This window comes from Micromonospora matsumotoense (assembly GCF_900091525.1).
GTDB lineage: Bacteria > Actinomycetota > Actinomycetes > Mycobacteriales > Micromonosporaceae > Micromonospora > Micromonospora matsumotoensis.
Map to the genome: position 1 here is coordinate 65,149 of NZ_FMCU01000006.1, position 26,289 is coordinate 91,437.

25 protein-coding genes and 1 pseudogene are annotated in these 26,289 nt (G+C 72.5%); 13 read left to right on the forward strand and 13 right to left on the reverse strand.

The annotated features are described in order from the left end of the window. Window positions 1-33 precede the first annotated feature (33 nt). The 4 genes from GA0070216_RS14235 to GA0070216_RS14250 all read right to left on the reverse strand — a co-directional run bounded on the left by GA0070216_RS14235 (window position 34) and on the right by GA0070216_RS14250 (window position 7,260). Window positions 34-2,757, reverse strand: a complete 2,724-nt coding sequence (locus GA0070216_RS14235) for a hypothetical protein (protein WP_091245468.1) — start codon at window positions 2,755-2,757, stop codon at window positions 34-36. 109 nt (window positions 2,758-2,866) lie between these two features. Then, window positions 2,867-4,456, reverse strand: coding sequence for a S8 family peptidase (locus tag GA0070216_RS14240; RefSeq protein ID WP_281190422.1), 1,590 nt, complete (start codon window positions 4,454-4,456; stop codon window positions 2,867-2,869). 762 nt (window positions 4,457-5,218) lie between these two features. Then, the gene (locus GA0070216_RS14245; protein ID WP_091245470.1) at window positions 5,219-6,232 is read right to left on the reverse strand and encodes an ABC transporter permease subunit; all 1,014 of its coding nucleotides are present in this window, start codon (window positions 6,230-6,232) and stop codon (window positions 5,219-5,221) included. Further along, window positions 6,229-7,260, reverse strand: coding sequence for an ABC transporter ATP-binding protein (locus GA0070216_RS14250; RefSeq protein WP_091245472.1), 1,032 nt, complete (start codon window positions 7,258-7,260; stop codon window positions 6,229-6,231). Before GA0070216_RS14250 ends, GA0070216_RS14245 begins: the two co-directional genes overlap by 4 nt. A gap of 132 nt (window positions 7,261-7,392) precedes the next feature. Between GA0070216_RS14250 and GA0070216_RS14255 the strand changes: the two genes are divergently transcribed. Then, a complete protein-coding gene (locus tag GA0070216_RS14255) occupies window positions 7,393-8,223 on the forward strand; it encodes an ABC transporter ATP-binding protein (protein ID WP_245722502.1) in 831 nt (276 codons plus the stop codon). Window positions 8,224-8,302: 79 nt separating this feature from the next. After that, window positions 8,303-9,196, forward strand: coding sequence for a ribokinase (locus tag GA0070216_RS14260; RefSeq protein ID WP_091246200.1), 894 nt, complete (start codon window positions 8,303-8,305; stop codon window positions 9,194-9,196). Between the two features lie 165 nt (window positions 9,197-9,361). Here the strand turns inward: GA0070216_RS14260 and GA0070216_RS14265 are convergent, their stop codons facing one another. Next, window positions 9,362-10,132: a hypothetical protein gene (locus GA0070216_RS14265; protein WP_091245479.1), complete on the reverse strand. Its 771-nt coding sequence runs from the start codon at window positions 10,130-10,132 to the stop codon at window positions 9,362-9,364. A 138-nt stretch (window positions 10,133-10,270) separates the two neighbouring features. Here GA0070216_RS14265 and GA0070216_RS35485 point away from each other — a divergent pair, with 138 nt between their 5' ends. Further along, window positions 10,271-11,134 carry an alpha/beta hydrolase gene (locus tag GA0070216_RS35485; protein ID WP_245722503.1) on the forward strand — a complete coding sequence of 288 codons (864 nt, stop codon included), beginning with the start codon at window positions 10,271-10,273 and terminating at the stop codon, window positions 11,132-11,134. Between the two features lie 799 nt (window positions 11,135-11,933). Here the strand turns inward: GA0070216_RS35485 and GA0070216_RS36105 are convergent. The 3 genes from GA0070216_RS36105 to GA0070216_RS14285 form a co-directional block, all read right to left on the reverse strand. After that, window positions 11,934-12,305, reverse strand: coding sequence for a DoxX family protein (locus GA0070216_RS36105; protein ID WP_091245482.1), 372 nt, complete (start codon window positions 12,303-12,305; stop codon window positions 11,934-11,936). Continuing rightward, the gene (locus GA0070216_RS14280) at window positions 12,302-12,784 is read right to left on the reverse strand and encodes a DUF6232 family protein (protein WP_091245495.1); all 483 of its coding nucleotides are present in this window, start codon (window positions 12,782-12,784) and stop codon (window positions 12,302-12,304) included. The genes GA0070216_RS36105 and GA0070216_RS14280 overlap by 4 nt, the downstream gene beginning before the upstream one ends. A gap of 121 nt (window positions 12,785-12,905) precedes the next feature. Further along, window positions 12,906-13,493 (reverse strand): DUF6232 family protein, encoded by a 588-nt coding sequence (locus GA0070216_RS14285; protein ID WP_245722504.1) that lies wholly within the window; start codon window positions 13,491-13,493, stop codon window positions 12,906-12,908. 101 nt (window positions 13,494-13,594) lie between these two features. Between GA0070216_RS14285 and GA0070216_RS14290 the strand changes: the two genes are divergently transcribed. The 4 genes from GA0070216_RS14290 to GA0070216_RS14305 all read left to right on the forward strand — a co-directional run bounded on the left by GA0070216_RS14290 (window position 13,595) and on the right by GA0070216_RS14305 (window position 18,049). Next, entirely contained in the window at window positions 13,595-14,368 is a 774-nt protein-coding gene (locus GA0070216_RS14290; RefSeq protein WP_091245497.1) for an enoyl-CoA hydratase-related protein, read from the forward strand. 106 nt (window positions 14,369-14,474) lie between these two features. After that, window positions 14,475-16,097 carry an acetolactate synthase gene (locus GA0070216_RS14295; RefSeq protein ID WP_091245499.1) on the forward strand — a complete coding sequence of 541 codons (1,623 nt, stop codon included), beginning with the start codon at window positions 14,475-14,477 and terminating at the stop codon, window positions 16,095-16,097. Between the two features lie 150 nt (window positions 16,098-16,247). Then, window positions 16,248-17,234: an ATP-binding cassette domain-containing protein gene (locus GA0070216_RS14300; RefSeq protein ID WP_091245501.1), complete on the forward strand. Its 987-nt coding sequence runs from the start codon at window positions 16,248-16,250 to the stop codon at window positions 17,232-17,234. Continuing rightward, complete coding sequence (locus GA0070216_RS14305; protein ID WP_091245503.1) at window positions 17,231-18,049, forward strand: ABC transporter permease; 819 nt, start codon at window positions 17,231-17,233, stop codon at window positions 18,047-18,049. The genes GA0070216_RS14300 and GA0070216_RS14305 overlap by 4 nt, the downstream gene beginning before the upstream one ends. Before the next feature lie 373 nt (window positions 18,050-18,422). Here GA0070216_RS14305 and GA0070216_RS14310 read toward each other — a convergent pair. The 3 genes and pseudogenes from GA0070216_RS14310 to GA0070216_RS14320 form a co-directional block, all read right to left on the reverse strand. Then, window positions 18,423-18,812 (reverse strand): annotated as a pseudogene (locus GA0070216_RS14310) (PLD nuclease N-terminal domain-containing protein); the annotation flags it as partial. A gap of 27 nt (window positions 18,813-18,839) precedes the next feature. Beyond that, window positions 18,840-19,172 carry a DUF202 domain-containing protein gene (locus GA0070216_RS14315; RefSeq protein ID WP_141723097.1) on the reverse strand — a complete coding sequence of 111 codons (333 nt, stop codon included), beginning with the start codon at window positions 19,170-19,172 and terminating at the stop codon, window positions 18,840-18,842. After that, window positions 19,169-19,591 carry a YidH family protein gene (locus tag GA0070216_RS14320; RefSeq protein WP_176738967.1) on the reverse strand — a complete coding sequence of 141 codons (423 nt, stop codon included), beginning with the start codon at window positions 19,589-19,591 and terminating at the stop codon, window positions 19,169-19,171. Before GA0070216_RS14320 ends, GA0070216_RS14315 begins: the two co-directional genes overlap by 4 nt. A gap of 11 nt (window positions 19,592-19,602) precedes the next feature. On the opposite strand from GA0070216_RS14320, the gene GA0070216_RS14325 reads away from it, so the two are divergent. The 4 genes from GA0070216_RS14325 to GA0070216_RS14340 all read left to right on the forward strand — a co-directional run bounded on the left by GA0070216_RS14325 (window position 19,603) and on the right by GA0070216_RS14340 (window position 22,780). After that, entirely contained in the window at window positions 19,603-20,400 is a 798-nt protein-coding gene (locus GA0070216_RS14325; protein ID WP_091245508.1) for a GNAT family N-acetyltransferase, read from the forward strand. A 2-nt stretch (window positions 20,401-20,402) separates the two neighbouring features. Next, window positions 20,403-20,819: a hypothetical protein gene (locus GA0070216_RS14330; protein ID WP_091245510.1), complete on the forward strand. Its 417-nt coding sequence runs from the start codon at window positions 20,403-20,405 to the stop codon at window positions 20,817-20,819. Between the two features lie 210 nt (window positions 20,820-21,029). Continuing rightward, complete coding sequence (locus tag GA0070216_RS14335; RefSeq protein ID WP_091245512.1) at window positions 21,030-21,809, forward strand: electron transfer flavoprotein subunit beta/FixA family protein; 780 nt, start codon at window positions 21,030-21,032, stop codon at window positions 21,807-21,809. 11 nt (window positions 21,810-21,820) lie between these two features. Next, entirely contained in the window at window positions 21,821-22,780 is a 960-nt protein-coding gene (locus GA0070216_RS14340; protein ID WP_091245514.1) for an electron transfer flavoprotein subunit alpha/FixB family protein, read from the forward strand. A gap of 260 nt (window positions 22,781-23,040) precedes the next feature. On the opposite strand, the gene GA0070216_RS14345 is transcribed toward GA0070216_RS14340, so the two are convergent. Together GA0070216_RS14345 and GA0070216_RS14350 are read right to left on the reverse strand one after the other, a co-directional pair. Continuing rightward, the gene (locus GA0070216_RS14345) at window positions 23,041-23,919 is read right to left on the reverse strand and encodes an anti-sigma factor (protein ID WP_091245516.1); all 879 of its coding nucleotides are present in this window, start codon (window positions 23,917-23,919) and stop codon (window positions 23,041-23,043) included. Continuing rightward, window positions 23,873-24,478 (reverse strand): RNA polymerase sigma factor, encoded by a 606-nt coding sequence (locus GA0070216_RS14350; protein ID WP_091245518.1) that lies wholly within the window; start codon window positions 24,476-24,478, stop codon window positions 23,873-23,875. The genes GA0070216_RS14345 and GA0070216_RS14350 overlap by 47 nt, the downstream gene beginning before the upstream one ends. A 251-nt stretch (window positions 24,479-24,729) precedes the next feature. On the opposite strand from GA0070216_RS14350, the gene GA0070216_RS14355 reads away from it, so the two are divergent. Both GA0070216_RS14355 and GA0070216_RS14360 read left to right on the forward strand, forming a co-directional pair. Further along, window positions 24,730-25,560: a DUF4397 domain-containing protein gene (locus tag GA0070216_RS14355; RefSeq protein ID WP_091245520.1), complete on the forward strand. Its 831-nt coding sequence runs from the start codon at window positions 24,730-24,732 to the stop codon at window positions 25,558-25,560. Then, window positions 25,557-26,225 carry a class F sortase gene (locus GA0070216_RS14360; RefSeq protein WP_091245522.1) on the forward strand — a complete coding sequence of 223 codons (669 nt, stop codon included), beginning with the start codon at window positions 25,557-25,559 and terminating at the stop codon, window positions 26,223-26,225. Before GA0070216_RS14355 ends, GA0070216_RS14360 begins: the two co-directional genes overlap by 4 nt. The last annotated feature ends 64 nt before the right edge of the window (window positions 26,226-26,289 follow it).

The window sequence follows — 26,289 nt, forward strand, 5'->3', positions numbered from 1 at the left end:
GTCACGTGACGCCTACCCGGTGCCGCCGACGCCTCAGGTGCAGGGACGCGACCCCAGGTAGGTACTGCCGTCGCCGGTGCCGCCCTCCGGGTCGAGGGCGTAGACGTGGATCTGGGTGCCCGGCGAGCATCCGGAGAGCGTGAACCGGAAGCCGTGTACGCCGGTGGTGCCGAAGTACGAGTTCACGTCCGGCCGGTTGGTCGCGGTCGGGAAGTCCCCCCGGTACGTCCCCACGCCGGCCGGCCCGCCCTGGTAGACGGCCACCGCCGAGGAGGTCGTCGGCAGGTCCACGTCGACCGCCCAGCCCTCGACGGTCGATCCGGTGAGGAGTTCGAAGTTGCCGCGTGGTGGTGAGGTCCACCGGAACACCCGGGTGTCACCCGCGTTGAACGACATGTTGGTCAGCTGCGAACAGTTGCGGCACATCTCGACATCACTGGGGTAGAGGGCGGTCTCGTAGACGCGGGGCATGGTCTGCGGGAGTCGCACGGTCTTCACTCCGGTGCTGCCGGCGTGCACCATCAGCATGTTGCCGGTCGCCTCCACGATGTCGCCCACGGGCGCGAAGTGGTGCACGCCCGCGTCCTCGCTGATCTTGCGGAGCGCGGCGAGGGGAAGCTTGGGCGCGGCGGCGTACACCGACGTCCAGCTGCCGCCCGCGACGGGGATCGTCTTGCGGGCCAGCGAGACCCCGCCCGCCTGGTAGGTGCCGAGGGTCGACGCGCCCGGGTCGGTGACGGTGAACCACGGGGTCAGTGGGTATCCGGGGCCGCCGGTCTGCCCGACGAACGAGTAGTTCTGGCCCAGGGCGGGCGTGCCGGTGCCCTTGGCGACCGTGATGCCGGTGAGCGCGGTCATCGAGGTGGTGGTGGCGGCCTGGTCGTCCTGCACGTACCCGGCGGCGTACAGCGACAACACGGTACGGCCGGGGGTCTTCAGTTTCGTGTCGATCGCCGTACGCACCGTCGAGGACACCGCGTAGGCGTTGGGCAGCACGGCGAGCTTGACCGCGCTGAGGTCGAGGTTGCCCTTGGTCAGGTCGCTGAGCAGGTAGTGCCGCACCGGGGTACCCAGCCGGGTCAGGTCGTCCACCAGGTTGGACAGCTGGTCGCTGGCGAAGGCGTAGGAGTTCTCCCCGGCGGGCGTCAGGGCCGGCTGGTAGTTGGCCGACACGTCGTCGACGAACACCGCGACCTGCGGCTGGTAGGCGTTCGCGCCGCCGAGCTGGATCTTGTCGGCGGCCCGGAACACCGACTGGAGGTTCCCCCACAGGGTCTCCGACTCGGTGGTTCGGGCCGGGTCGCCGAACCAGCCGTACCCCTGGAGATCCAGGAAGTGGATGGCCCGCCCGCCGATCGCGGCGGTCATCAGGTTGCGGCGCAGCAGGCGGATGCTGTCCCACAGGTTCGTGGCGGTCTGGAACGGGATGGGCTGGCAGTTCGACGGCGCGCAGGCCAGCAGGGTGCGGGTGTCGTCCTCGTCCAGCCACAGCTTGTTGGCCAGCCGCATGGTGTCCGGCGGTCCCTGCCCGACGAATCCGTACCCTAGGTGACGGCTGTCACCGTAGGAGTAGGGGACGCCGATGATGTCCACGTACGGGCTGTTGACAAGTGTCGCCAGGTCGTTGTGCCCGCTGATCGCCAGTTCGGTGCGTAGGCCGTAGAGGTAGCCGTAGAACACGCTGGTGAGGATGCGGTTCCCGGTGACCTGTTTGGCCTTGGCCAGCAGGCGGGTGATCGCGGCGACGGTGCGTGCCGACATGTACTGGTTGTACTTGGCGGCCCGCAACGAGTTGATGTCGGCCGGGTCCAGCACGGTGCCGCGCGACGCTCCCGAGGCCGGTGGCGACTGGCCGGGCACGGCGTTGTTGCGCTCGGTGGGCGTGGCCGATCGGCAGTTGGAGACCAGACTCGCCGGCAGACCGCTCCACGAGCAGAATCCGTTCTCGGCACTGCTGGAGTAGTCGTTCAGGTAGAACGAGTGACGCCCGCGTGGGCCGGGCTGGGTGCCCGCGTCGTTGGTCCAGGGGAGCAGCGAGCAGACGTTCACGCCGTCCGTGCCGGTGGCGCACAGGTCCTTGGAACCCCAGTCCAGCATCTGGTGGGTGGTGTCGTTGTAACCGTAGGGCCGGTAGAACCACTCGCCGCCGTTCTGGTAGGTGATCATCAGCGACATCACCCGGCCGGGGTACCGGAGGTTCATGTAGTTCAGCACCCGGGTGATCTGCTGTTCCTGGTAGGTCAGCCAGGCCTCGTCGAACGTCCACGGGTGGCCCGCCCCGTTGGTGTCGTCGCGCACGTTGCCCTGGAGGTCCTTCATCACCATGGGGTTGGCGTCCGGGGGCGCGTCCTGCAGATACATCCGGATCATCAGGTACGGCCGGGGGTTGAGCTGGTTGAGCTGGCCGGCCAACTGGTCGATGAAGTCGTTGCTGGTGTTGTTCAGGTTTACCTGGAGCATGGGCGCCACGTTCATCTCCGCCGCAGCCGTGTTCGCCGCGGCCAGTTGTGCCTGGTAGTTGAAGTAGGACCAGTTGTTCTCCCCGATCGGGATGCTCTGTGTGTTCAGCGCCATGAAGAACGGCGTGGTCGTCCGGCAGCCGCCCTGGTCGCACAGCTGGATCACCTTGCGCCCGTTGCGGTTGACGATCGTCGACTGTGGTCCGGACCAGCCGTCGGCGTGGGCGTACTCGGTCGACAGGATGGGGGTGAACGGGATCAGGACAAGCGCGATCAGAATGACGAGCAGTCGTCTCATAGGTCCTCCCGACGCTGGCGTGACGGTGAGTGGGACCGCCGTCCGACGGCGGGGCGTGGTCCCGGTACTCCAGGGCCCGCGCCCCGCCGTCGGACGGCGCAACAGCCGATCAGAGGAGCAGGTAACCCTGCAGCCCCTCACTGACCTGCCCCTCACAGTTCACTTCCAGCGAGTCGAAGTGCTCCCCACTGCCGCGCACGATGCACCGGTAGAAGCCCCGGTGGGAGGCGGCCGGCGGGCTGTCGTAGGCGTAGCCGATCAACCCGAGGGAGGTCCGCCCCTCGCAGTTGGCGGACAGGGAGGTGAACCGGTCGTTGCCCACCTGGCACTGGTAGAGGGGGTGGGTGCCGGCGACCTGCGTGGTGAGCACCTTTCCGAGGTTGCCCTCGGCCTGGTAGCCGCCGCCGGGGTGGGTGGTGGAGCTGGTGTGGTCCCGGCCCGACCAGAAGTACCGGGTGAGCGTCGCGGTGCCGGGCGAGGGCGGGGCCGAGCCGGTGTACAGCAGGCGGTTCGGTGAACCCGTACCCGGGTTGGTGATCTTGTTGGGGGTCGCGGCGGCGAAGAGGGTGGCCGCCACCTGGGCCGGGGTGAGCACGGGATTGCCGGACAGGACCAATGCGGCAGCCCCTGCGGCGTGTGGGGCGGCCATCGAGGTGCCGCTGAGCGTGGCGGTGGCGGTGTCGCTCGCGTTGGACGACGAGACGATGCCGTCCCCCGGGGCGAAGATGTCGGTGCAGGTGCCCCAGTTCGAGAACGACGCTCGGGCGTCTGCGGCGGTGCTGGCATTGACGGTGATCGCCTCGGCGACCCTGGCCGGGGTGAAGCCGCACGCGTCACTGTTGTTGTTGCCGGAGGCGAGGGTGTAGACGATGCCTTCGGCGATGGAGTTGCGCACTGCGGTCTCGAGGGTGCTGTCACTGCCGACCGCGCCGAGGCTCATGTTGGCGACGGCCGCCTCACCGGTGATGTGGTGACCGGTCACCCAGTCGACACCGGCAGCGACGCCGGCCAGGGTGCCGTTGCCGGTGCAGCTCAGCACCTTGACCGCGTACAGGGAGACCCCTTTGGCTACGCCGTACTGGGAACCGCCGATGGTGCCCGCGACGTGCGTACCGTGGCCGTTGCAGTCCGAGTCGATGCCGTCGCCGGTGGTGTTGGTGCCCCAGGCGGCCCGGCTGCCGAAGGTGGTGTGGGTGGTCCGGATGCCGGTGTCGATCACGTACACGCGTACGTTGGACGCCGCCGTCGGGTAGGAGTAGCTGGCGTCCAACGGGAGGTCGCGCTGGTCGATCCGGTCCAGGCCCCAGGACGGAGGGCTGGGCTGGGTGTCGAGCGCCCGCACGACCCGGTTCTGCTCGACGTACGCCACGTCGGCCTCGGCCGCCAGCCGGCGCGCGGTGGTGCGGGTCATGGTGCCGGCGAAACCATGGACCGCGTGCTCGTAGGTGTGCTCCACGTCGACGTCGTACTTCGCGGTCAGCCGTCCCGTCAGTGCGGCCACATTCGCACGGGCATCGACGGTGCCGTGATCGTCGAATACGACGAGGTAGCTGTCGGCAATGGCGTCCGGCCCGCCGCTACCGACTACCTGCCCTGCGGCGATTGCTGGATTTGCAATTCCCACGGCCAGAATGGTCGCCGCAGTGGCAACTGTGCTCAGGCCTGCCCGAAACCGGCGGTGTACCCGTAGCTGATCCATGACAGTGAATGATTCAACCTCCGTCACTGACTGTCAATGCGTTGACTGTCGATGTTCCGTGGAGTAATGAGTCGCTCAGGTTCATTCCCCCGAACCCGGCCTGAAGTGTGGAAAAAGGGATCTGTCCACATTGTCCCCCAGGCTCCGTTGACCTCTGGTCAGGTGAAACGAATGGTGATTCCGCTGGCCAGGTCAGCGGAATGGTCGTCTCGATGGCACCTGTTGAATTCGAGACCCTCCGATAGTGGCCCCGTCCGGTGTCAATGGCGGCCCCTGTTGCGCTATTCGACATATCTCAACCGTCGCGGTGTTGGCAGGCGCACTACCTCGGCTCCGTGGCCCGGTGGCTTCCTCGCCATGCGCTACCGGGTCGGCGGTCAATAGGATGATGGAATCGACCTGCGACTCGCCTCCCCACCCGACACCAGATTCTTGCCCGTGGAAACCGAAAAGCAGGAAATCGCCGCGGTGGCCCATTCTCGGCGGTGCTTTGTCAGGCTGTTGTGCTGTGTCGCCCGGGTGGGCATCGTGGTGGCCTCTGGTGGGGTGGTGCGCGGCGGCGGTCGGCCATGGCCGCGATCGGCGCGGTGGAGCCGCGGGTGCCCGCGACGACCGCCGAACAGGGCCCGCGCCCACCACCACCACCGACCGCCCGATGGCGACTACGGCCGGGGCACCGGGTTCCGCCAAGGCCTGACCGAACGCGACATCGGCCACATCGTCACGATCACCTTGTCCCACCGAAGCAGGTCACGGCCCAGCTCAGAGCAGGTCGCGGCGGCGGAAGGCGGCGAACGCGGCCCCGGCGACCGCCCCGGTCAGCGCCAGCAGCACCAGGAGCGCCGGAGCCCAGGTGATCGTGTAGAGACCGCCGTCGCAGACGCCGCCACCCGGCGGGCAACCGTTGCCGTCCCAGAGTTCCACCTTGCCGGACAACCAGGCACCCAGGTAGGTGGAGAGCATCAACTGGTCCGGCCGGGCCACGTCGATGATCTGCAGCACCAGCCGGCAGCCCACCTCCCAGACCACCGCGTACGCGGCGACCGCGCCGAGCGCCGCCGAGGTGTGCCGGCCCAGCGTGGCGATCCCGAAGCCCAGCACCGCCGCGAGCAGCACCAGCACCAGGCCCCGCCCGTAGATGGCACCGAGCTGCCCCCAGAACTCCCCGTCCAGCGGGCCCGGCAGGCCGGCCGTCTGCCCGATCGTCCAGAAGGTGCCCAGGTACAACGCCGACGACAGCACCGAGAGCGCGGCCACCACCCCGACCAGGGTGCCCAGCTTCGTGCCGAGCACGGTGAGCCGGCCCGGACGCCAGAGCAGCAGGTTGACCACCCCACCGGAGTTCAGGTCCGCGCCGATGTACGACGCGCCCACCAGGAAGGCGAACAGCACCAGGAACGCGATCAGGAAGTAGAGCAGCCCGCGGGCCTCGTGGGAGAAGACGAAGACCGACGAGAGGTAGTCGGTGGCCAGCGGCAACTGCGCCATCCGCGCCGGGTCCAGCTCGGCGCAGTCCGCCGGCACGTACTCGCCGTCCTTGATGATCGGGATCTCGCCCGCCTTGATCTGCAGGCAGCGGGTGTGTTCCGCCTCCATCGCGGCCACCGCCCGCGCGGCCTGCGTCTGTGCGGCGGACATCTCGCTCGTCGTCGGCCGGTGTGACCCGAGCAGGGTGGTCGCGGTGGTGACCGCGAAGGCCACCGCGAGCAGCAGCACCATCAGCTGGACGAAGCGTCGGGCGGTCAGCCGCTCCAACTCGGCACGGACCAGGTTCACGCGTCCACCCTCCGACCGTCGGTCCGGTCCAGTTCGATCAGCGGCTCCGCGGCGGAGCCGGTTTCGTCGGAAATGGCATCGTCCGGGGTGGTGCCGTCCGGCTGTCGGGGCGGGGCCGCCCCGGCGGTGAGTTCGAGGAACACACTCTCCAGGTCCGGCCGGATCGGGGTCAGCTCGCGCACCCACAGACCCTGACCGCCCAGGGTGCTGCTGATCAGCTCCGACTCCGGCACGCCACCGACCATCAGCACGTCGTCGAGGTGACCGGTGACCGTCAGCCCGGCCGCCCGCAACAGCTCCGCGCCCCGCTCCGGCTCGGCCACCCGGACCCGCCACTCGTGCGGGTCGTGCCCGGCCAGCACGTCGTCCACCCGGCCGGCGGCCACCCGACGACCCCGCGCGATGATCGTGACGTGGTCGCAGATCAGCTGGATCTCGGCCAGCAGGTGGCTCGACACCAGCACGGTCACCCCGGACTCGGCGAGCGTCCGCATCAGGTCGCGCATCTCCCGGATACCGGCCGGGTCCAGCCCGTTCGCCGGCTCGTCCAGGATCAGCAGCTCCGGATTCTTCAACAACGCCGACGCGACGGCCAGCCGCTGCTTCATGCCCAGTGAGTAGCCCTTCACCCGGTCCTCGCTGCGGTCCCGGAGGCCGACCTGGTCCAGCACCTCGTCCACCCGGGACGTCGGCACACCACCGGCCACCGCCAGCAACCGCAACGTGCGGTGCCCGGTGAAGTTGCCGAAGAACTGCGGGCTCTCCACGATCGCGCCGACCCGGCCGGCGACCCGGCCCAACTGCTCCGGGGCCGACGCGCCCAGCACCCGCAGCTCCCCGGCGTCGGCGTTGACCAGCCCCAGCAGGGCGCGCAGCGTGGTGGTCTTGCCGGAGCCGTTCGGGCCGAGGAAGCCGTGCACCTGGCCCGCCTCGACGACCATGTCGAAGCCGTCCACCGCCACCCGGCTGCCCCGCCGCAGGGTACGGAACGTCTTACGCAGGCCGGTGATCTCGATGACCGCGCTCATCCGCTCCACCCCTCGTCTCGTACGGGCATGGGTCGTCCTCCCGGTGTGGTGACCAACGACACGGTGCCCCACCCTAGAGCCGGGCCACCGCCCGTGGGGGGCAGCCCCGGAGCTGCGTGGTTGGATGGAGCGGTGACTGGTGACCCGCTCCCCGCCGCAGCCGCCCCCTCGACCGTGGACGCGGATCTGGTGGTCAGCCTGGACGGCGTCACCGTCCGGCGATCCGGCACCGCCCTGCTGCACGACGTCGACTGGCAGGTCGAGCTGGACGAACGCTGGGTGGTGCTCGGCCCCAACGGTGCCGGCAAGACCACCCTGCTCAACCTCGCCTCCGGTCGGCTGCACCCGAGCAGCGGGGTGGCCCACGTGCTTGGCGAGCGGATCGGCCGTACCGACGTCACCGAGCTGCGGACCCGGATCGGTCTGACCACCGCGGCGGTGGCCGAGCGGCTTCCCGCTGAGGAGCGGGTCAGCGACGTCGTGGTCACCGCCGCCTGGTCGGTGGTCGGCCGGTGGCGGGAGAGCTACGACCCGGCCGACGAGGCCCGTGCCCACGCCCTGCTCGGCCAGCTCGGCGTCGGCCACCTGGCGGACCGGACGTACGGCACCCTCTCCGAGGGCGAGCGCAAGCGGGTGCAGATCGCCCGCGCCCTGATGACCGATCCGGAGCTGCTGCTGCTCGACGAACCGGCCGCCGGGCTCGACCTGGGTGGGCGCGAGGACCTGGTCGGCCGGCTCGCCGAGCTGGCGTACGACCCCGATGCCCCGGCCCTGGTGCTGGTCACCCACCACGTCGAGGAGATCCCGCCGGGCTTCACCCACGCGGTGCTGCTGCGCGACGGCGCGGTGGTCGCCCAGGGGCTGCTCGCCGACACGCTGACCGGCGACAACCTCAGCAAGACCTTCGGGCTGCCGCTGGTGGTCGAACGACGTGGCGAACGCTGGACCGCCCGCGCCGCCTGACCGACCGGTGCTGCCCGGCGCGGGTGGGCGGTGCAGGCCCTAGACTCGCCGCGGAACGTGCGGTCGGCGGGAGGTCGTGGTGCGGCAGAGCCGGATCGTCGTGGTGGGCAGCGCGAACATGGACGTGGTCGGGGCGGGTCCGAGACTGCCCCGGCCCGGGGAGACCGTGCTCGGTAACGACTTCGTGATGGTGCCCGGCGGCAAGGGCGCCAACCAGGCCGTCGGCGCCGTCCGGGCCGGGGCCGCCTGCACCTTCCTCGGCGCGCTCGGCTCCGACTCGTTCGGGGTCACCCTGCGGGCCCGGATCACCGCCGCGCAGGTGGACACCACCCACCTGCGGGTGGTGTACGGGGCGTCCGGGGTGGCGCTGGTCATGGTCAACGCGGCCGGCGAGAACGCCATCCTGGTCACCCCCGGTGCGAACGCCGCCTTCACCGCCCTCACCGAGGCCGAGCTGGACGTCGTCCGCGGGGCGGACGTCCTGGTCGCCCAGTTGGAGATCCCGGTCGAGACGGTGACCGAGGCGGCGGTGGCCGCCCGTGCCGCCGGCACCCGGGTGATCCTCAACGCCGCACCGGCCCGGCAGGTGCCCGCCGAACTGCTGGCCGCGGTCGATCTGCTGGTGGTCAACGAGACCGAGGCGCAGCTGCTCACCGGCCGGGGCCGGGACGAGCCGGCGGCACTGCTGACGCTGGTGCCCAGGGCGGTGCTCACCCTCGGTGGCGAGGGCGCCTGGTACGTCGACCGGGACGGCCGTGCCGTGCACGTGCCGCCCGTCCCGGTGGAGGTGGTCGACTCGACCGCCGCCGGGGACGCGTTCACCGCCGCCCTGGCCGTGGCCTGGGGTGAGGGTCGCGAGATGGTCGACGCGGTGCGTTGGGCGGCGGCGGCCGGCGCGGCCTGTGTCCGCCGGCTCGGCGCATCCGTGGCCCTGCCCCGCCGCGCCGAGATCGACGCCCTCTACACCCCGTGACGCTGCCGGACCCGAGCCCGGTCCGGCCCTTCGCGGGAGTCGCCTCCCGTCCCGCCCCGAAGTCGCGCGGGGCCCGGCCGAGGTTGGTGTGCAGCACCACCCCGATGGCGGGCCCGCGGACCGGATCACGTGGCCTGGTCCGGGGTCGTCCCGCTGACCGGGTGCTCAGCCGGTCGGGTCGTCGCTGAGCCGCTCACCCCGGCGGCGCAGCATGCCCAGGCCGGGGATGCCGGCGACGGCGAGCTTGAGGTCGCGGGTCACGTCGAGCAGGTCGTGCAGGTCCGGGCCGACCCGGTCCAGGGTGGCCAGGATCGGCAGTACGTCCGAGGTCAGGTGTTCCTTCAGCTTGGGCAGCTCGTCGACGAGCCGGATCGCCGCGACCACCTCCTCGTGGCTCAGCTCGGCGACGAACCGGTTCGCCATCGGCGCACCCCGACGCAACGCTGGCTCGTACGCGGTCAGCAGCTCCGCCGCGACGGTGGCGGCGCCCTCCGCGGTGGCCACCGTGCCGGCGGCCCGACCCGCCACCGTCCCGGCCTCGGCGACCACCGTGCCGGCGGCCCGGGACACCTGCCCGGCCTCGGCCACCAGGCCGGCCGCCGCCCCGGAGACCCGCTCCGCCTCGGCGACCACCACGGCCGCCGCCCCGGCGACCTCGGTGGCCTGCGCGATGGCCGTGGTCGCCGCGGTGCTGATCACCGCCACCTCACGTACCGCCGTCTCGGCGTCGGTGAGCACCCGGTCGGTGCGGTCCAGGGTCTGCTCGATCCGGTCCACCACCCCGCCTATCCGGGTCAGCAGCGCCTCCACCCCGTCGAGCACGGCGAAGGCACGGGCCGGCACGGCGGCGAACGAGGCGGCCGAACCGAACGCCTGGTCGAGGGCGGCGCGGGTGAGGCCGACGACGGCGGTCGGTCGGGGCAGGGGGATGGCCATGTCACCCAGTGTGCGCCGGGTCGGCCAGTGCCGCCCGTCGGTGCGGGCCGGGCCCGGACGCGGGCGTGCTCCCGGCCGCAGGTGCGGACGTGGGCCGGCCGGGATCGTGGACGTCCCGCCGGGCGGTAGGGTGCCGCCATGTCGGTCCACCCCTCCGGCGTGACACCGGCCGGCCGTGGACTCGCGGTGCTGGCGGCCCTGGCGGTCCTCGCCGTGCTCGCCCTGCTCCTTGGCGGCTTCGGACTGGCCCGGGCGGACGCCGGCCTGACCATCCGCCAGGTGACCGTCGACGGGGTCCCGTTGACCGAGGTGCGGGCCGAGGTGCGGTCCGGGACGGGGGCCGGGCCGACGGCGGGTGGCCGACCGGGCGTGGTGATCGCCCACGGTTTCGCTGGTTCGGCCCGGCTGATGCGTCCGCTCGCCGACACGGTGGCCCGGCAGGGCGCGGTCGCGCTGCTTGTCGACTTCGCCGGGCACGGCGGTAATCCGGCGCCCCTGGCCGGGGCGGGACGCGACGACGCCGACTCCCGCGCCATCCTGGAACACGACCTGACCGTCGCCGTCGGGCACCTGCGCGGCCGGCCCGACGTCGACCCGACCCGGATCGTCCTGGTCGGACACTCGATGGGCGCGGGTGCGGTGACCCGTTACGCCGCCGGTCACCCCGACATCGCCCGGACCGTGGCGATCTCGCTGCCCGACGACGGCGACCTGCCCGACGGTCGGCCGGAGGGGCTGCTGCTGGTCGTCGGCGGCCTGGAGTTCCCGGGCTTCCGCGCCACCGCCGAGGGGCCTCCCGCCGGGGCGTCGGGCGGCGGCTGGTGGTGGTGCCGGGGGTCGAGCACATCTCGGTGCTCTTCGCCGGCCGTACCCACACCGAGGTCGCCGCCTGGGCCGGTGGTGGCGACGGCGCAGCACCGCGTCCGGCCGCCCGGCTGGTCCCGAGCGGGCTGCTGTTGCTCGGCTTCGCGCTCGGCTTCGCGCTCGGCTTCACCCCGCTGACGGCGCTGCTGACCGGGCACCGGCGGGTGTCGCCCCAGCGCCGGCCCCGGGGCGGGTCGGTCGCTCCCGCTCCCGTCGTGCTGGCGGTGGCGACGTGCGCCACCGGCCTGGGCGTGCTGCTCGGCGCGGTGACGCCGACCAGCCGGCTCCCGCTCGCGGTGGGCGGCTACCTGACCGGCTTCCTCCTGGTCACCGGCGGCCTGCTGGCCACCGCACGCCGGTGGCCGCTGCCCACCTGGCCCGCCGCGTCGACCCCCGGCGTCGTCCCGGTTCCGGCCGCCGCCCCGGTCCATGCCGCCGCCCCGGCTCCGGCCGGCGGGCCCGTCCCGGCCGGCGGGTCACCCGGCCGCCGCGCGCCGGTCCGGTCCGTGGTCGCCACCCTGCTGTTGACCGGGTACGCCGCGATCGCCGTCGCCGTGCCGATCCACCTGGGCCTCACCTGGGCCGTGCCGGTGGGGCCCCGGTGGTGGCTGCTGCCCGTGGTGGCGGTCGGCTGCCTGGTCTTCCTGGCCGGTGCGGAGCTGGTGACGGACGGGCGGAGCTGGCGGTACGCGGCGGTCGGCGCGCTCGCCGTGCTGGCGCTGACCGGGGCGGCCGTGGTGGGGCTGGCCCCCGGTTTCGTGCTGCTGGTGGTGCCGCTGTTCGCGGTGCTGATCGGCTGGCAGGCCGCCTGGGCGGCAGTGCTGCGTCGGGCCGGTGCGCCCCGGTGGTCACCGGCGCTGGTGGGCGCGGTCCTGCTGGCCTGGCCGGTCGCCACCGCGCTGCCGCTGAGCTGAACCGCAGCAGTCGGGGCGGTGGGTCACGGCCGGGCGCGGGCCACCCGCACCGCCCACCAGATCAGTGGCACCTGCAGGGGCACCCGTGCGTAGGCGACCGCCCGACGCAGCGGGGGTTGCCGCCGCCAGTCCGCCGCCATCTGCACGTTGGCCGGGAACACCGCCGTGAACAGCCCCGCCGCCGCCAGAGCGCCACGGCGTCGGGTGGCCGGGTGCGCCAGCGCCGCGGCCACCACCAGCTCGGCCACCCCGCTGGCGTACGTCCAGCGGCGGGCGGGGCCGGGCAGCGCCCGGGGCACGATCCGGTCGTACGGGCGGGGCTTCGCGAAGTGGGTGACGCCGGCCAGGGCGAGCAGACCGGCCAGCGCGACGGCCTCGCCGCGACGGGTGCTCATCGGTGGTCCCCCTGTTGCTCGACGGCGCGTTGGACGGCGCGGTAGATCTGCCCGAACCGTAGCGCGTCGGGGGTGCGCAGGAGCATCACCTCCTGCCCGAGGTGCTGCACCCACAGCTCGTTCACCCGGTTGCCGCGTTCGTAGGAGCGGTCCAGCCAGCCCAGCGGCAGCTCCAGGAAGGGCAGCAGGGCGAGCACCCCGACGGCACAGGCGGCCAGGACGAGCAGGGCCGGCTTCCACTCGCCGCGATCCTGTGCCGACCAGAGCAGTGAGACCACGCAGACCAGCGCGACCAACGGGGGTAGTGAGAGCAGCAGCACCATCACGCCGCGTCCGAGGATCCGGGACCGGACGGCCATCGTGGTGGCGCCCCGGGCGTGCCAGACGTACGCCACGTCGGCGAGCCGCACGACCTGCTCGCCGGCCCGGATCGACTCGGAGGTCACCTGCACCGTGTCGTCCCGGTAATAGAGGGTCATCACTAACCCTAACCGTTCGCAGGCGACCGGTGCCGCACTGTGTTCGCCCGATCGGGACCCGGCGGGGCCGGCCACCACGCCCGGGACGACCCGGGCGGGTGGCGGTCGGTGGTGGGGGCGGCTACGACCTGCGGCGGGGGCCCGGGCCGTCGCCGGACGGGCCGGTCGGGTGCGGCGCGCCCGTGTGGGCCGTCGGTCCGCTGTCGCGCGCCGTGCGGGACACCGGCCCGGGGTGGCGGCCGGGTCTGGGCGGTGGCGCGGCGTTCTCCATCGCCCGCTGCACCGCCCGGTAGATCCGGCCGAAGCGCGACGCGTCACCGGTGCGCAGCAGCAGCACCGGTCGGCCCTGCCAGCGGACCCACAGCTCGCGCTGCCGGCTGCCCCGGTCGTAGGACCGGTCCAGGTGGTTGAAGAGGAAGTCGGCGATCGGCCCGACGGCCAGCCCGACCAGCACCGACGCCCCCACGATGGCGATCGTGACGGTGGGGGAGCGGCGTAGCCACACGGCCACCGCGATGCCGATCACCGCGGCCACCAGCGGACCGGCCAGGGCCGCGCCGATCGCGCCCCGCCCGGCCAGCACCCGCCAGGAGCGGCTGCCCCGGCGGTGCCAGACCAGGCCGATCTCGGCCAGCGGGAAGGCCCGACCGTCGACCCGGATGGCGGTGGAGGTGACCTGCACCGACCGGTCGTCGTAGTACGTGATCATCGCTGGACTCCCGACCGAGGGTGGGCGAACACCAGACTACGTACCCCAACGACCCGGGTCGTAAGGTTGGCACGCGACTTCGACGAGGAAGTGAGGGCAGCGTGAGCGAGTTCGTGCGGCTGGAGACCAGGGACGGCATCGGCACCATCCGGCTGGAGCGGCCGCCGATGAACGCGCTCAACAAGCAGGTCCAGGAGGAGTTGCGGGCCGCCGCCACGGCGGCCGCCGCCGACCCGGCCGTCCGGGCCGTCATCGTGTACGGCGGGGAGAAGGTCTTCGCCGCCGGCGCGGACATCAAGGAGATGGCCGACATGTCCTACGTGGACATGGCGGAGCGGGCCGCCGACCTCTCCAGCGCCCTCGGCGCGCTCGCCCGGATTCCCAAGCCGGTGGTCGCCGCGATCACCGGGTACGCCCTCGGCGGCGGCTGCGAGCTGGCGCTTGCCTGTGACTGGCGGGTGGTGGCCGAGGACGCCAAGCTCGGCCAGCCGGAGATCAAGCTCGGCGTCATCCCCGGTGCCGGTGGCACCCAGCGGCTCGCCCGGCTGGTCGGCCCGGCCCGCGCCAAGGATCTGATCATGTCCGGGCGGATGGTGGACGCGGCGGAGGCGCTACGGATCGGGCTGGCCGACCGGGTCGCCCCGGCGGCCGAGGTCTACGACACCGCCGTCGCGCTGGTGCGCCCGTACCTGACCGGGCCGGTGCAGGCGCTGCGGGCGGCGAAGCTGGCGGTCGACGCCGGTCTGGACATGGACCTCACCTCCGGGCTCGCCTGGGAGAGTCAGCTCTTCGCCGCGCTCTTCGCCACCGACGACCGGCGTGAGGGCATGGCCGCCTTCGTCGAGAAGCGCAAGCCGGACTTCACCGGGCGCTGATCCCGGCTTCACCGGGCGCTGATCCCGGCCCCTGGGGCGAGAAGTGTTCACATCCTGCCTACCGGCCAGTAGCGTGTGACTCCGGTCACGGACGAGGGGAGCGGCGATGACGGAACGGGTCGAGGGTCACGGCGGAGCGCTGGCGTTGGCGGCACTGCGGGCGCACGGCGTACGGGAGATGTTCACCCTCTCCGGCGGGCACGTCTTCCCGCTCTACGACGCCGCCCACAGCACCGACTTCCCGATCTACGACGTCCGGCACGAGCAGTCCGCCGTCTTCGCCGCCGAGGCGGTGGCCAAGCTCCAGCGTCGCCCCGGCCTCGCCGTGCTCACCGCCGGCCCCGGCGTCACCAACGGCATCTCCGGCATGACCAGCGCCTTCTTCAACGCCTCACCGGTGCTGGTGCTGGGCGGGCGGGCCCCGCAGTTCCGCTGGGGCGCAGGCAGCCTCCAGGAGATGGACCACCTGCCACTGGTCGCCCCGGTCACCAAGCACGCCGAGACGGTGTTCAGCGCCGACGACATCCCCCGCGCGGTCTCCGCCGCGCTGACCACCGCGCTCACCCCGCACCGGGGCCCGGTCTTCCTCGACTTCCCGCTGGAGGCGATCTTCTCCGTCGGCGACGCCGAACTGGCCGCCCCGGCCGCGATCGCCCCGGTCGAACCCGACCCGGACGAGGTGACGAAGGCGGCCCGGCTGATCGCCGCCGCCACCCGTCCGGTGATCATCGCGGGTTCCGACGTGTACGCCGGCAACGCCGTCGCCGCGCTCCGCGAGGCCGCCGAGGCGTTGCAGGTGCCGGTCTTCACCAACGGCATGGGGCGTGGCGCGCTGCCGCCCGAGCACCCGCTCGCCTTCGCCAAGGCCCGGCGGACCGCGCTGAACGACGCCGACGTGGTGGTGGTCGTCGGCACCCCACTGGACTTCCGGCTCAGCTTCGGCGACTTCGGCGACGCGGCGGTCGTGCACGTCGTCGACGCCCCCACCCAGCGGGCCGGGCACGTCCAGCCGGCCGCCAGCCCCGCCGGTGACCTGCGGCTGATCCTGTCCGCCTTCGCCGACCACACCGGCGACCGGGCCGACCACGCCGACTGGATCGCCCGGCTGCGGACCGCCGAGGACGCGGCGAAGGCACGCGACGCCGGGGAGATGGCCGCCGAGACCGACCCGATCCGCCCGGCCCGGGTCTACGGCGAACTGCGCCGGGCCCTCGCCCCGGACGCGATCACCATCGGCGACGGCGGCGACTTCGTCTCGTACGCCGGCCGTTACCTGGAGCCGTCGCAGCCCGGCACCTGGCTCGACCCCGGCCCGTACGGCTGCCTGGGCACCGGCCTGGGCTATGCGATGGGGGCCCGGGTCAGCCACCCCGACCGGCAGATCTGCGTGCTGATGGGCGACGGCGCGGCCGGCTTCTCGCTGATGGACGTCGAGTCGCTGGTCCGGCAGCGGCTGCCGGTGGTGATCGTGGTCGGCAACAACGGCATCTGGGGTCTGGAGAAGCACCCGATGCGGGCCATGTACGGCTACGACGTGGCCGCCGACCTCCAGCCCGAGCTGCGCTACGACAAGGTGGTCGAGGCGCTCGGCGGGGCCGGGGAGACGGTGGCGAAGGCCGGCGACCTCGGCCCGGCCCTGGGTCGGGCGTTCGACGCCGGGGTGCCGTACCTGGTCAACGTGCTCACCGACCCGGCCGACGCGTACCCACGCTCGTCGAACCTGGCCTGACTGTCCACGCGGCGCGCGACCGTCGTCGGACCCGGCGGCGGTCGGGCGCCGCCGTGCGCGGATAAATCGGCGGAATGTCAGCGGCGACACACGTAACGTCAGACCCCTCGCTCATCGTTGGACGATCCAGCGATAACGACGGGAGTTCTGATGACATTCGCCATCCGCGCCGAGGGGCTGGTGCGCCGGTTCGGCGCCACCACCGCCCTGGCCGGGGTCGACCTTGAGGTGCCCACCGGGACCGTGTTCGGGCTGCTCGGCCCCAACGGCGCCGGCAAGACCACCGCGGTCCGGGTGCTCGCCACCCTGCTCACCCCCGACGAGGGGCACGCCACCGTCGGCGGGTACGACGTCCGCCGCGACGCCCACCAGGTCCGCCAGTTGATCGGCCTCACCGGCCAGTACGCCTCGGTCGACGAGAACCTGACCGGCACCGAGAACCTGCTGCTCATCGGCCGCCTGCTGGGCCTGTCCCGGCGCGATGCCCGGGCCCGGGCCGCCGAACTGCTGGCCGGGTTCCAGCTCACCGACGCCGCCGGCCGGGCCGCGAAGACCTACTCCGGCGGCATGCGCCGGCGGCTCGACCTGGCGGCCAGCCTGGTCGGTCGGCCGCAGGTGCTCTTCCTCGACGAGCCGACCACCGGTCTCGACCCGCGCAGCCGCAACGACCTGTGGGACATCGTCCGGGGTCTGGTCGCCGAGGGGGTGACCGTGCTGCTGACCACGCAGTACCTGGAGGAGGCCGACCAGTTGGCCGACGAGATCGCCGTGGTCGACCACGGTCGGGTGATCGCCCAGGGCACCCCGGAGGAGCTGAAGTCCAAGACCGGCGGCCAGGTGCTGACCGTCCGGCCGGTCGAGGCCGCCCACCTGCCCGTCGTGCTGGCCGTGGTCCGCGAGGTGACCGGGGCCACCCCGGAGGTCAACCAGACCACGGTCGCCGCGCCGGTCACCGGTCCGGGCGCGCTGCCCGCCGTGGTCCGCCGGCTCGACGACGCCGAGGTGCAGGTCGCCGAGTTGGCCCTGCGCGGGTCCAGCCTCGACGAGGTGTTCCTCTCCCTCACCGGCCACCGGGCCGAGGACGACCCGGCCGACCTCGCCGACACCGCCGACACCCTGGAAGGGAGCCCGGCATGACCGCCGCGACCGTCGCCGCCCCGTCGGCCCGACCCGCACCGACCCGCCGGCTCAGCCCGGCCGCCGGCCTGCGGCACACCGGCACGCTGGCCTGGCGCAGCCTGGTGCAGATCAAACACAACCCGATGGAACTGCTCGACCTGAGCATCCAACCGGTGATGTTCGTGCTGCTCTTCACGTACGTCTTCGGCGGGGCGATCTCCGGCAGCCCGGGGGAGTACCTCACCTTCGCGCTGCCCGGCATCATCGTGCAGAACGCCTTCTTCGCCACCATGACCACCGGCTTCGGGCTCAACCAGGATCTCACCAAGGGCGTCTTCGACCGGTTGCGGTCGCTGCCCGTCGCCCGCTGGTCCCCGCTCGCCGGCCGGATCGTCGCCGACACGGTCAAGCAGGCATGGTCGTTGACCCTGCTGCTCGGCGTCGGGATGATCCTCGGCTTCCGGCTCGGTAACGGCCTGTTCGGCCTGCTCGCCGCGTTCGCCCTGCTGCTGGTCTTCTCGCTGGCCGCCGCCTGGATGTCGGTCCTGGTCGGGGTGCTGGTCAGCGAGCCGGACAAGGTGCAGATCTTCGGCTTCACGGTGATCTTCCCGCTCAGCTTCACCAGCAACGCCTTCGTGCCGACCGAGACCATGCCGTCCTGGCTCCAGCACTGGGTCGAGGTGAACCCGGTGACCATCCTGGCGAACGCGCTGCGGGGCCTGCTGGTCGGCGGGCCGGTCGCCGGGCCGGTGCTCCAGTCGCTGCTCTGGGCGGTCGTCATCGCCGCCATCTTTGCCCCGCTCGCCGTGCGGGGCCTGCGCCGTCGGCTGTGACCCTGCGGCGGCGGCCGGAGGCCAACAGGCGGTGCCCCCGCAGCGGCGGCCGGAGGGTCACAGGCGGTGCCCCCGGGGCGGTGGCCGGAGGCCATGAGGCGGTGATCCCGGGGCAGCCTCGACCGGACCATCGGCGGTGAACCGGGCGGCGTCCGGACGCCGCCGTGCCGGGTGTCCGGCCGGACCCAGGGTCGGGCGGGACACCCGTGGTCGGAGGTGGCCCGGCGTGGACCGGGTCACCCCGACGGGATCAGATCTCGGGTCGGTCGCCCTCGCGGGGCCGCTCACCGTCGTGGGGCGAGGCGTCCTCCCGGGGCGACGGGCGGTCGGCGGGCGGTGTGTGGCCACGCGACGGCGCGCCGTCGCGGGATGACGCGCCGGTGTGGGGCTGGTCGCCGTCGTAGCGGCGCAGGTCGTCCTCCCGACGGCGCAGGTCCTCCTCCCAACGTTGGAAGAGGGCGTTGTCGTCCCGGCGGGCCCGTTCGTCGATCGACTTCAGGAACTCGGGGTTGTCGTCGGGTGCGACGGGCCGCCGGGAGCCGGGGCCGGACGGCCAACCACCGCGCCGGTCTCCCTCCGGGGCGGGGCGACCGGCGAGGAACCAGGCGATCGAGCCGACCAGCGGGAAGACCAGGATGATCAGGACCCAGGCGAACCGGGGCAGCCCCCGGATCGCCCCGTCCTCAGCGGAGAGGCAACTGATCAGCGCGCAGGCGGCGAGCACCACCTGGAGCAGGAACAACAGCACATAGAGCCGGGCCATGCCCCCATCATGGCGCAGCCGCGCGCGTCACCACACCCCACGCAGCACCAGCGACACGCACAGCAGCGCCAGACCGACCGTGCCGAGGGCGACCAGCGGAACGGCCCGGGTGTCGATCCGGGCCTGCCGGCGACCGGTGGCCCGCCCCCAGCCCACCACCAGCGTCGCCCACCAGGTCAGCACGGTCACCCCGGCGAGCAGCGCGCCGGCGGTGTCGCCGGTCAGCGCCAACCGGACCGCCAGCACGGTCACCACCGTGTACGCCAGCCCCATGCGCCGCCAGGCCAGTCGGGTGCGTTCGGGTTGCAGGCCGGGATCGCCGCCACCGGGGGCGTCCCCGCGCGGCGGGACGCCGCTCACCGGACGCTCATGCCCTTCGCCAGGACGGCCACCACCAGCAGCAGCGCGCCCACCGCCACGATCAGGGCGAGGACGGCCGGGAAGCGGGAGGCCGGCAGGCGTTCGCCGAGCCGGATGGCCCGTTCGGTGCGGGACCAGTGGTCCACCGCCCGGATGGCGACGGTCGCGCCGAGCAGCAGCAGCGCCACGGCGATCGCCTCCCGCAGGTGGCGCAGCGGTAGCGGCGGGAGGAACTGGGCGGCGGCCAGCCCACCGGCGATCAGCGCCAGCCCGGTGCGCAGCCAGGCCAGGAAGGTCCGCTCGTTGGCCAGCGAGAAGCGGTAGTCGGGGGTGGTGCCCACGGAGTTGAGGTCCGACGGGTCGAACCACCGTCTGATCGCCTGCCACACGACGCCGATTATCCGCTTTGTCGCCGACATAGCCTGGAGCGATGACCGATCTTGATGCCAACATCCTGCGCGACAGCTACGACCGGCAGATCCGACCGGAGATCCCCGACCCGGTCCCGGCCGGGGTGACCGTCGAACGCGACGGGCCGCTGGTGCGGGTGCTGGGCCTGGACCACGGCGGCTTCCTCACCTACCGCACCCTGGACGGGCTGGTCGGGGACGAGTTGGACGCGCTGATCGCCCGGCAGGTCGCGCTGTTCCGGCAGCGCGGCGAGTCGGTGGAGTGGAAGCACAACAGCCACGACGAGCCCGCCGACCTGCCGGACCGGCTGCGCGCCGCCGGCTTCGTGCCGGAGGACCGCGAGACCGTCCTGATCGGGTCGGTCGCGCCGCTGGCGGGCGCCGTGCCGGTGCTCCCCGAGGGGGTACGGCTGCGGGAGGTCACCGGTCGGGTCGACCTGGAGCGGATCGCCGCGATGGAGGAGGAGGTCTGGCGCAGCGACCGTTCCCACCTGGTCACCGGCCTGGCCCGGGAGATCGAGGCGGACCCGCAGTCGATCACCGTGGTGGTGGCCGAGGCGGGGGAGACGGTGGTCAGCGCCGGTTGGGTGCGCTACCTCAACGACACCGGCTTCGCCAGCCTCTGGGGTGGTTCGACGCTCGCCCAGTGGCGACGCCGGGGCATCTACCGGGCGCTGGTGGCCTACCGGGCCCGGCTCGCCGACCAGCGGGGCAAGGCACTGTTGCAGGTGGACGCCTCGGAGGACAGCCGGCCGATCCTGGAGCGACTCGGCTTCGTCCCGGTCACCACGACCACCCCCTACGTCTACACTCCGTGATGATGGAGCAGCGGCTGACGGACGACGAGCAGCAGGTTCTCAAGACGGGCGCCTTCGGGGCGGTCTTCCTGGTGTCGAACGCCGATCCGGGCGTGTTCGCGATGATCCGGGAGAGCTTCGCCGCGTCCGGAGCGTTCGCCGAGGCCAGTGGCCTGGTCAAGGAGGCGCTCACCGCCGGCTCGCTGCCCCGGTTGCCCCGGGATTCGACGCTGGAGATCGAGTCGGTGGTGTTGCCGGCGTTGGGGCGCGCGGTGGACATCCTGCGGGCGAAGTCGCCGGCCGACCTGTCGGCGTACCGCGAGCTGGTGTTGGCCGCCGCGGAGCAGGTGGCCCGCGCGCACCGTGGGGTGACGCCGGCCGAGGCGGACACCATCGCGCGGATCAGGACCGCCCTGGCCGGGCCCGTCGAGCCGGCCTGATCCGGTCGCGCTGGCTCGGACGCGCTTGCCGTCCCGGTGAGCTGTGTCACCGCGGGTGACCCGAAGGGTTAACCTACTGGCAGGTAACATTGCGTTCGTGGGCAACTGCACAGCAGCCCGCGGTTGACCGAGTGTCAACGACGCGCAAAGCTCCGCCCTTAACCGGGCGAGCAGATCGCACACCACCAACAGGAGGGTTGTCGAATCGCGATGAACATCGTCGTACTCGTCAAGCAGGTGCCTGATTCGGGCGCGGACCGCAACCTGCGTGCTGACGACAACACCGTCGACCGCGGTTCGGCGAACAACGTCATCAACGAGATGGACGAGTACGCCATCGAGGAGGCGCTGAAGATCAAGGAAGCGCACGGTGGCGAGGTCACCATCCTGACCATGGGACCGGACCGGGCCACCGAGTCGATCCGCAAGGCGCTCTCCATGGGCCCGGACTCCGCCGTGCACGTCCTCGACGACGCCCTGCACGGGTCCTGCGCGGTGGCCACCTCGAAGGTGCTCGCCGCCGCCCTCGGGCAGTTGGGCGCCGACCTGGTGATCTGCGGCGCCGAGTCGACCGACGGTCGGGTCCAGGTCATGCCGCACATGCTCGCCGAGCGGTTGGGGGTCGCCGCGTTGACCGGTGCCCGCAAGCTCACCGTCGACGGCGGCACGCTGACCGTGGAGCGGCAGACCGAGGAGGGCTACGAGGTGGTCACCGCCTCGACCCCGGCCGTGGTCTCCGTCTGGGACACCATCAACGAGCCGCGCTACCCATCCTTCAAGGGCATCATGGCCGCCAAGAAGAAGCCGGTCCGGACGTTGTCCCTGGCCGACCTGGGTGTCGCGCCGACCGAGGTGGGTTTCGAGGGCGCGACCAGCGCCGTCGTCGAGCACACCAGGCGTCCGCCGCGCTCCGGCGGCGCCAAGATCACCGACGAGGGCGAGGGCGGCGTCAAGCTGGTCGAGTTCCTCGCCACCGAGAAGTTCGTCTGAGGGGTCTGAACATGGCTGAGGTACTCGTCGTCGTCGAAGCCACCAGGGAGTTCGGCGTCAAGAAGGTCACCCTGGAAATGCTCACCCTGGCCCGCGAACTGGGCACCCCGAGCGCCGTGGTGCTCGGTGGCGCCGGTGCCGCCGAGGCACTGAGCGCCAAACTCGGTGAGTACGGCGCGGAGAAGATCTACGCCGCCGAGAGCGAGGAGATCGACGGTCACCTGGTGGCTCCCAAGGCGACCGTGCTGGCCGAACTGGTCAACCGGGTGCAGCCGGCCGCCGTCCTGCTGGCGTCGGCCCAGGAGGGCAAGGAGATCGCCGCCCGGCTGGCCGTCAAGCTGGACAACGGCATCCTGACCGACGTGGTGAGCCTGGACGCCGACGGCACCGCCACCCAGGTCGCCTTCGCCGGCTCCACCATCGTCAAGTCCAAGGTCACCAAGGGTCTGCCGCTGGTCACCGTACGGCCCAACTCGGTCACCCCGACCCCGGCGGCGGCCACTCCGGCCGTCGAGCAGCTCACCGTGGCGGTCACCGACACCGACAAGCTGGCCCGGGTCGTCGAGCGGGTGGCCGAGCAGAAGGGCTCCCGCCCCGAGCTGACCGAGGCCGGCATCGTCGTCTCCGGTGGTCGTGGTGTCGGCAACGCCGACAACTTCAAGCTGGTCGAGGAGTTGGCCGACCTGCTCGGCGGCGCGGTCGGCGCGTCCCGGGCGGCCGTCGACTCCGGTTACTACCCGCACCAGTTCCAGGTCGGGCAGACCGGCAAGACCGTCTCCCCGCAGCTCTATGTCGCGCTGGGCATCTCCGGCGCGATCCAGCACCGGGCCGGCATGCAGACGTCGAAGACGATCGTCGCCGTGAACAAGGACGGCGAGGCCCCGATCTTCGAGCTGGCCGACTACGGCGTGGTGGGCGACCTGTTCAAGATCGTGCCGCAGGCCGCCGAGGAGATCCGCAAGCGCAAGTGACCCGACCCGGGTCCGCACCGAGCCGCCGTCCGGTCCGCCGGGCGGCGGCTCCGTCGTGGTGAGGGCGCTGTGGTCGGCGGGCGGGTGGCGGCGCGGTCGTCGGTGCGGCGGTGTCGTCGGAGGGCGGTGGCTGCGGTGCCCGCCGACCCCGACCCGACCGTCGGCATTCCGGAGCGCCCCGAGGGCGGGGTGCGGACCCGGGTTCCGGCTGCGGTGAGGGGAGCTGATCGGCGGGCCGGGGAGCTGAACCGGCCCACCGATCAGCCCGTCAAGGTGCCCCTCAGCAGGCTGTCGCCGGAGTGGGCGGGCTGGTTGTCGTACTGCTCGGCGGAGACGTCGACCACCGAATACTCCTGGAGATCCACATTCGGGGGCAGGGGCAGCAGGGCGTCACCCGAGCTGCCGCGCAGCACACCCACCGAGAACATCTCCATGGTCGTCGGATTGATCAGCCAGACCTCGTAGTACCCCGGAACGTCCGGGAGATTCGCGACGTGCAGATGTAGTCGCCCGTCGGCGAAGACCCGGGCGGCACCGTTGGCGTCCTTCGGCGTGCTGCCGTACGCGGCCAACGGCGCGCTGGCCAGCACCTCCTGCCGGGGCGCGGGTTCCCGGTCGCCGAGGACGGCGACGGTGCCGAGCACCGCGACCGCCGCGGCCGCGGTCGCCGTGACGACCGTGGTCGCCCAGCGGGGCCACCGTCGGCCCCGTCGGGACCGGGCCGCCGGTCGCCCGGCGGCCCGCTCCGCGTCCGGGTACGGCGACTGCCGGCGCCGGGCGTCCGGCCGGTCACCGGTCACCGGCGACGGGTGCCGGCGGGGGACGTCGGGTCGGGCCTCGGTCGTGGACTGCGCCGGCCCTGGCCGTGCCTCCGGCAGATCCTGGCGGTGGGCCTCGGCCAGGGCCGGCACCTCCGCGACGGTGTCGAGTTCGGCCAGGATGCCCGCCCACAGGTGGGCCGGCGGGTCGGGCAGGGCGTACAGGCCCTGGGTGTCCGCGCCCAGCCCGGCGACGTGCCGAAGGGTGTCCAGCTCGCCCCGACAGGTCACGCAGCCGCCGAGGTGGTCGGTCTCACCGTGGTCCGCCTCGCTCTCACCGAGCGCCAGAAAGACCAGCCGGTCGTGGTCCAGGTGCTGCACCGTCCACCTCCCATCTGCGTTTCAAGCTCGCCATGCCCCGTCTGATGTGGCTCTTGACCGTGCCCAGCGGCACTCCGGTCACCGTCGCGATCTGTTGGTGTGTCAGGTCGTCGTAGAAGGCCAGTTCCAACATCCGCCGCTGGTCGTCCGGGAGCCGGGCCAGCTCGTCGGCGACCACCAGCCGGTCGACCACGGCGTCCGGGTCGACGCCGGTGGCGACCGGCTCGGGCAGTTGCCGGACCGTCTCCACCACCCGCATCTCCCGGGCCGAGGCGCGCAGCCGGTCGATCACCTTGCGTCGGCCGATGCCGAGCAGCCAACCGATCAGTGAGCCCTTGGTCGGATCGAAGGTGTCCCGCCCCAGCCAGGCGGCGACGAACGTCGCCTGGGTCACGTCCTCCGCGTCGCTGCGGTTGGCCAACGTGCTGGTGGCCAGGTGGAGCACCGCCCGGCCGAACCGGTCGTACGCCTCCCGCAGCGCGGTCTCGTCACCCGCCCGGAAGCGCGCGGCCAGCTCGTCGGGGGGTGGGGGTTCGGGTTCCTGTCCTGCTGTTCCCACCGCTGTCACCGGGCGGGTCGCCTTCCCTGGGGCATGCCCGACTGTAGCTCCCACAGCCGTCGCCCCACTCTCCCGGTCCGTGTCCGCCTCCACTCGTCTCACCTGCTCTTCGTCGCCGGGGTCGGGCCCGGATGCACCCCGGACGAAGAAAAAGAAAGTGGTGTGCGGCTGCATCCGGCGGTGCGACGGGCGGCGTAACCCGTTCTGCAAGCCAGACCTGACGAACCAGTACCAATCACCAGGAGGCAGACATGCAGCTCGCTATCTTCCGTCGGGTCGCCGCAGGCGGCGCGGTGGCCGCCCTGGCCTTCGCGGGCGTCGGCGCCGCGACCACGGGCCCGGCGTACGCCGCCTCGTCCAAGGTCTCCGTCGTGCACGGCATCCCGGACACCCCGGTCGACGTCTACGTCAACGGCAAGAAGACCCTCGACAACTTCAAGCCCGGCGACGTGGCCGGCCCGCTGACCCTGCCCGAGGGCGAGTACGACATCGCCCTGACCAAGCCGGGCGAGCCGGTCGGCAGCGCGATCCTCAAGGTCGACAACGCCGAGGTGCCCGGCGGCGCCGACATCAGCCTCGCCGCACACCTCGGCGCGGACGGCAAGCCGCAGATCACCCCGTTCGTCAACGACACCGCCAAGCTGGCCGCCGGCAAGGCCCGGCTGATCGTCCGGCACACCGCCGCCGCCCCGGCGGTCGACGTGCGGGCGGGTGGCAAGCCGGTCTTCGAGGACCTCACCAACCCGAAGGAGGCCAAGGCGGACGTCGACGCGGGCACGGTCAAGGCCGACGTGGTGCTGGCCGGCACCGACACCGTGGCGATCGGCCCGGCGGACCTCAACCTCAAGGAGGGCACCGCCACCATCGTCTACGCGATCGGTTCCGCCGAGGCCAAGAACCTCGACCTGGTCGCCCAGACCATCACCGGCCTGCACTCCGCGCCGGGCGGGGTGCCCAGCGGCACCGGCGGGCAGGCCGGCACCGGCGTCGACACCTGGTGGTACGTGCTGGCGGGTGCCGGCGTACTGCTGCTGGTCGGCGGCGGGGCGCGGGTGGCCACCACCCGGACCGGTCGCAGGTGACGGTGCGCCACCGCGGGGCGCTGGCGGCGATGGCCGCCGGCGTCGCCGCGCTCACCATCGCCACCCTGGTGGCGTGCGGATCGCAGCCGGCCGAGGACGTCGGCGGGGACGAGGCGGCGGCGCTGGCCACCGGCACGCCGACCCCGACGGCCGGAGCCGGCACCGGCGGTCCGTCGGTGCCGGTGACCGCCGGTGACCTGCCGACCGGCGAGCGGACCGTCCCGCCGGTGAAGCTGCGCATCCCGGCGATCGACGTGACCGCCACGGTCAACCCGGTGGGCGTCGACACCCGGACCGACGAGTTCGACGTCCCGCCGAGCGTGGACCAGATCGGCTGGTACCGCTACGGACCCGGGTTGGAGACCGACGCCGGCTCGGTGGTGATCGCCGGCCACGTCGACAGCTCCGAACAGGGCAAGGGGGCGTTCTTCCGGCTCCGCGAACTCGACCGGGGCGACACCCTCACCGCCACCGGCGCGGACGGGAAGCCGCGGCCCTACCGGGTCGTCGCCCGCGAGGAGTACGTCAAGACGAAGATCCCGCTGGACCGGTACTTCGCCCGGGACGGCAAACCGCGCCTCACGTTGATCACCTGCGGTGGCCCGTTCGACCCGAAGACCCGGCACTACCGGGACAACATCGTCGTCACCGCCGTACCGGCCTGATGCGCTGCCCTGCCGGCCTGGATGCCCTACGGAGCAGCGCGATGCGCGGCTGTGCCGGCCCGGC

What these genes read in the sequence shown, in the direction of transcription:
- GA0070216_RS14280 (WP_091245495.1), bottom strand. Translation starts at nt 12,784, where the DNA reads ATGACCCTCTATTACCGGGACGACACGGTGCAGGTGACCTCCGAGTCG.
- GA0070216_RS14330 (WP_091245510.1), top strand. Translation starts at nt 20,403, where the DNA reads ATGGAGCAGCGGCTGACGGACGACGAGCAGCAGGTTCTCAAGACGGGC.
- GA0070216_RS14305 (WP_091245503.1), top strand. Translation starts at nt 17,231, where the DNA reads ATGACCGCCGCGACCGTCGCCGCCCCGTCGGCCCGACCCGCACCGACC.
- GA0070216_RS14300 (WP_091245501.1), top strand. Translation starts at nt 16,248, where the DNA reads ATGACATTCGCCATCCGCGCCGAGGGGCTGGTGCGCCGGTTCGGCGCC.
- GA0070216_RS14295 (WP_091245499.1), top strand. Translation starts at nt 14,475, where the DNA reads ATGACGGAACGGGTCGAGGGTCACGGCGGAGCGCTGGCGTTGGCGGCA.
- GA0070216_RS35485 (WP_245722503.1), top strand. Translation starts at nt 10,271, where the DNA reads ATGTCGGTCCACCCCTCCGGCGTGACACCGGCCGGCCGTGGACTCGCG.
- GA0070216_RS14325 (WP_091245508.1), top strand. Translation starts at nt 19,603, where the DNA reads ATGACCGATCTTGATGCCAACATCCTGCGCGACAGCTACGACCGGCAG.
- GA0070216_RS14235 (WP_091245468.1), bottom strand. Translation starts at nt 2,757, where the DNA reads ATGAGACGACTGCTCGTCATTCTGATCGCGCTTGTCCTGATCCCGTTC.
- GA0070216_RS36105 (WP_091245482.1), bottom strand. Translation starts at nt 12,305, where the DNA reads ATGAGCACCCGTCGCGGCGAGGCCGTCGCGCTGGCCGGTCTGCTCGCC.
- GA0070216_RS14265 (WP_091245479.1), bottom strand. Translation starts at nt 10,132, where the DNA reads ATGGCCATCCCCCTGCCCCGACCGACCGCCGTCGTCGGCCTCACCCGC.
- GA0070216_RS14285 (WP_245722504.1), bottom strand. Translation starts at nt 13,493, where the DNA reads ATGATCACGTACTACGACGACCGGTCGGTGCAGGTCACCTCCACCGCC.
- GA0070216_RS14240 (WP_281190422.1), bottom strand. Translation starts at nt 4,456, where the DNA reads ATGGATCAGCTACGGGTACACCGCCGGTTTCGGGCAGGCCTGAGCACA.
- GA0070216_RS14335 (WP_091245512.1), top strand. Translation starts at nt 21,030, where the DNA reads ATGAACATCGTCGTACTCGTCAAGCAGGTGCCTGATTCGGGCGCGGAC.
- GA0070216_RS14355 (WP_091245520.1), top strand. Translation starts at nt 24,730, where the DNA reads ATGCAGCTCGCTATCTTCCGTCGGGTCGCCGCAGGCGGCGCGGTGGCC.
- GA0070216_RS14340 (WP_091245514.1), top strand. Translation starts at nt 21,821, where the DNA reads ATGGCTGAGGTACTCGTCGTCGTCGAAGCCACCAGGGAGTTCGGCGTC.
- GA0070216_RS14250 (WP_091245472.1), bottom strand. Translation starts at nt 7,260, where the DNA reads ATGAGCGCGGTCATCGAGATCACCGGCCTGCGTAAGACGTTCCGTACC.
- GA0070216_RS14320 (WP_176738967.1), bottom strand. Translation starts at nt 19,591, where the DNA reads ATGTCGGCGACAAAGCGGATAATCGGCGTCGTGTGGCAGGCGATCAGA.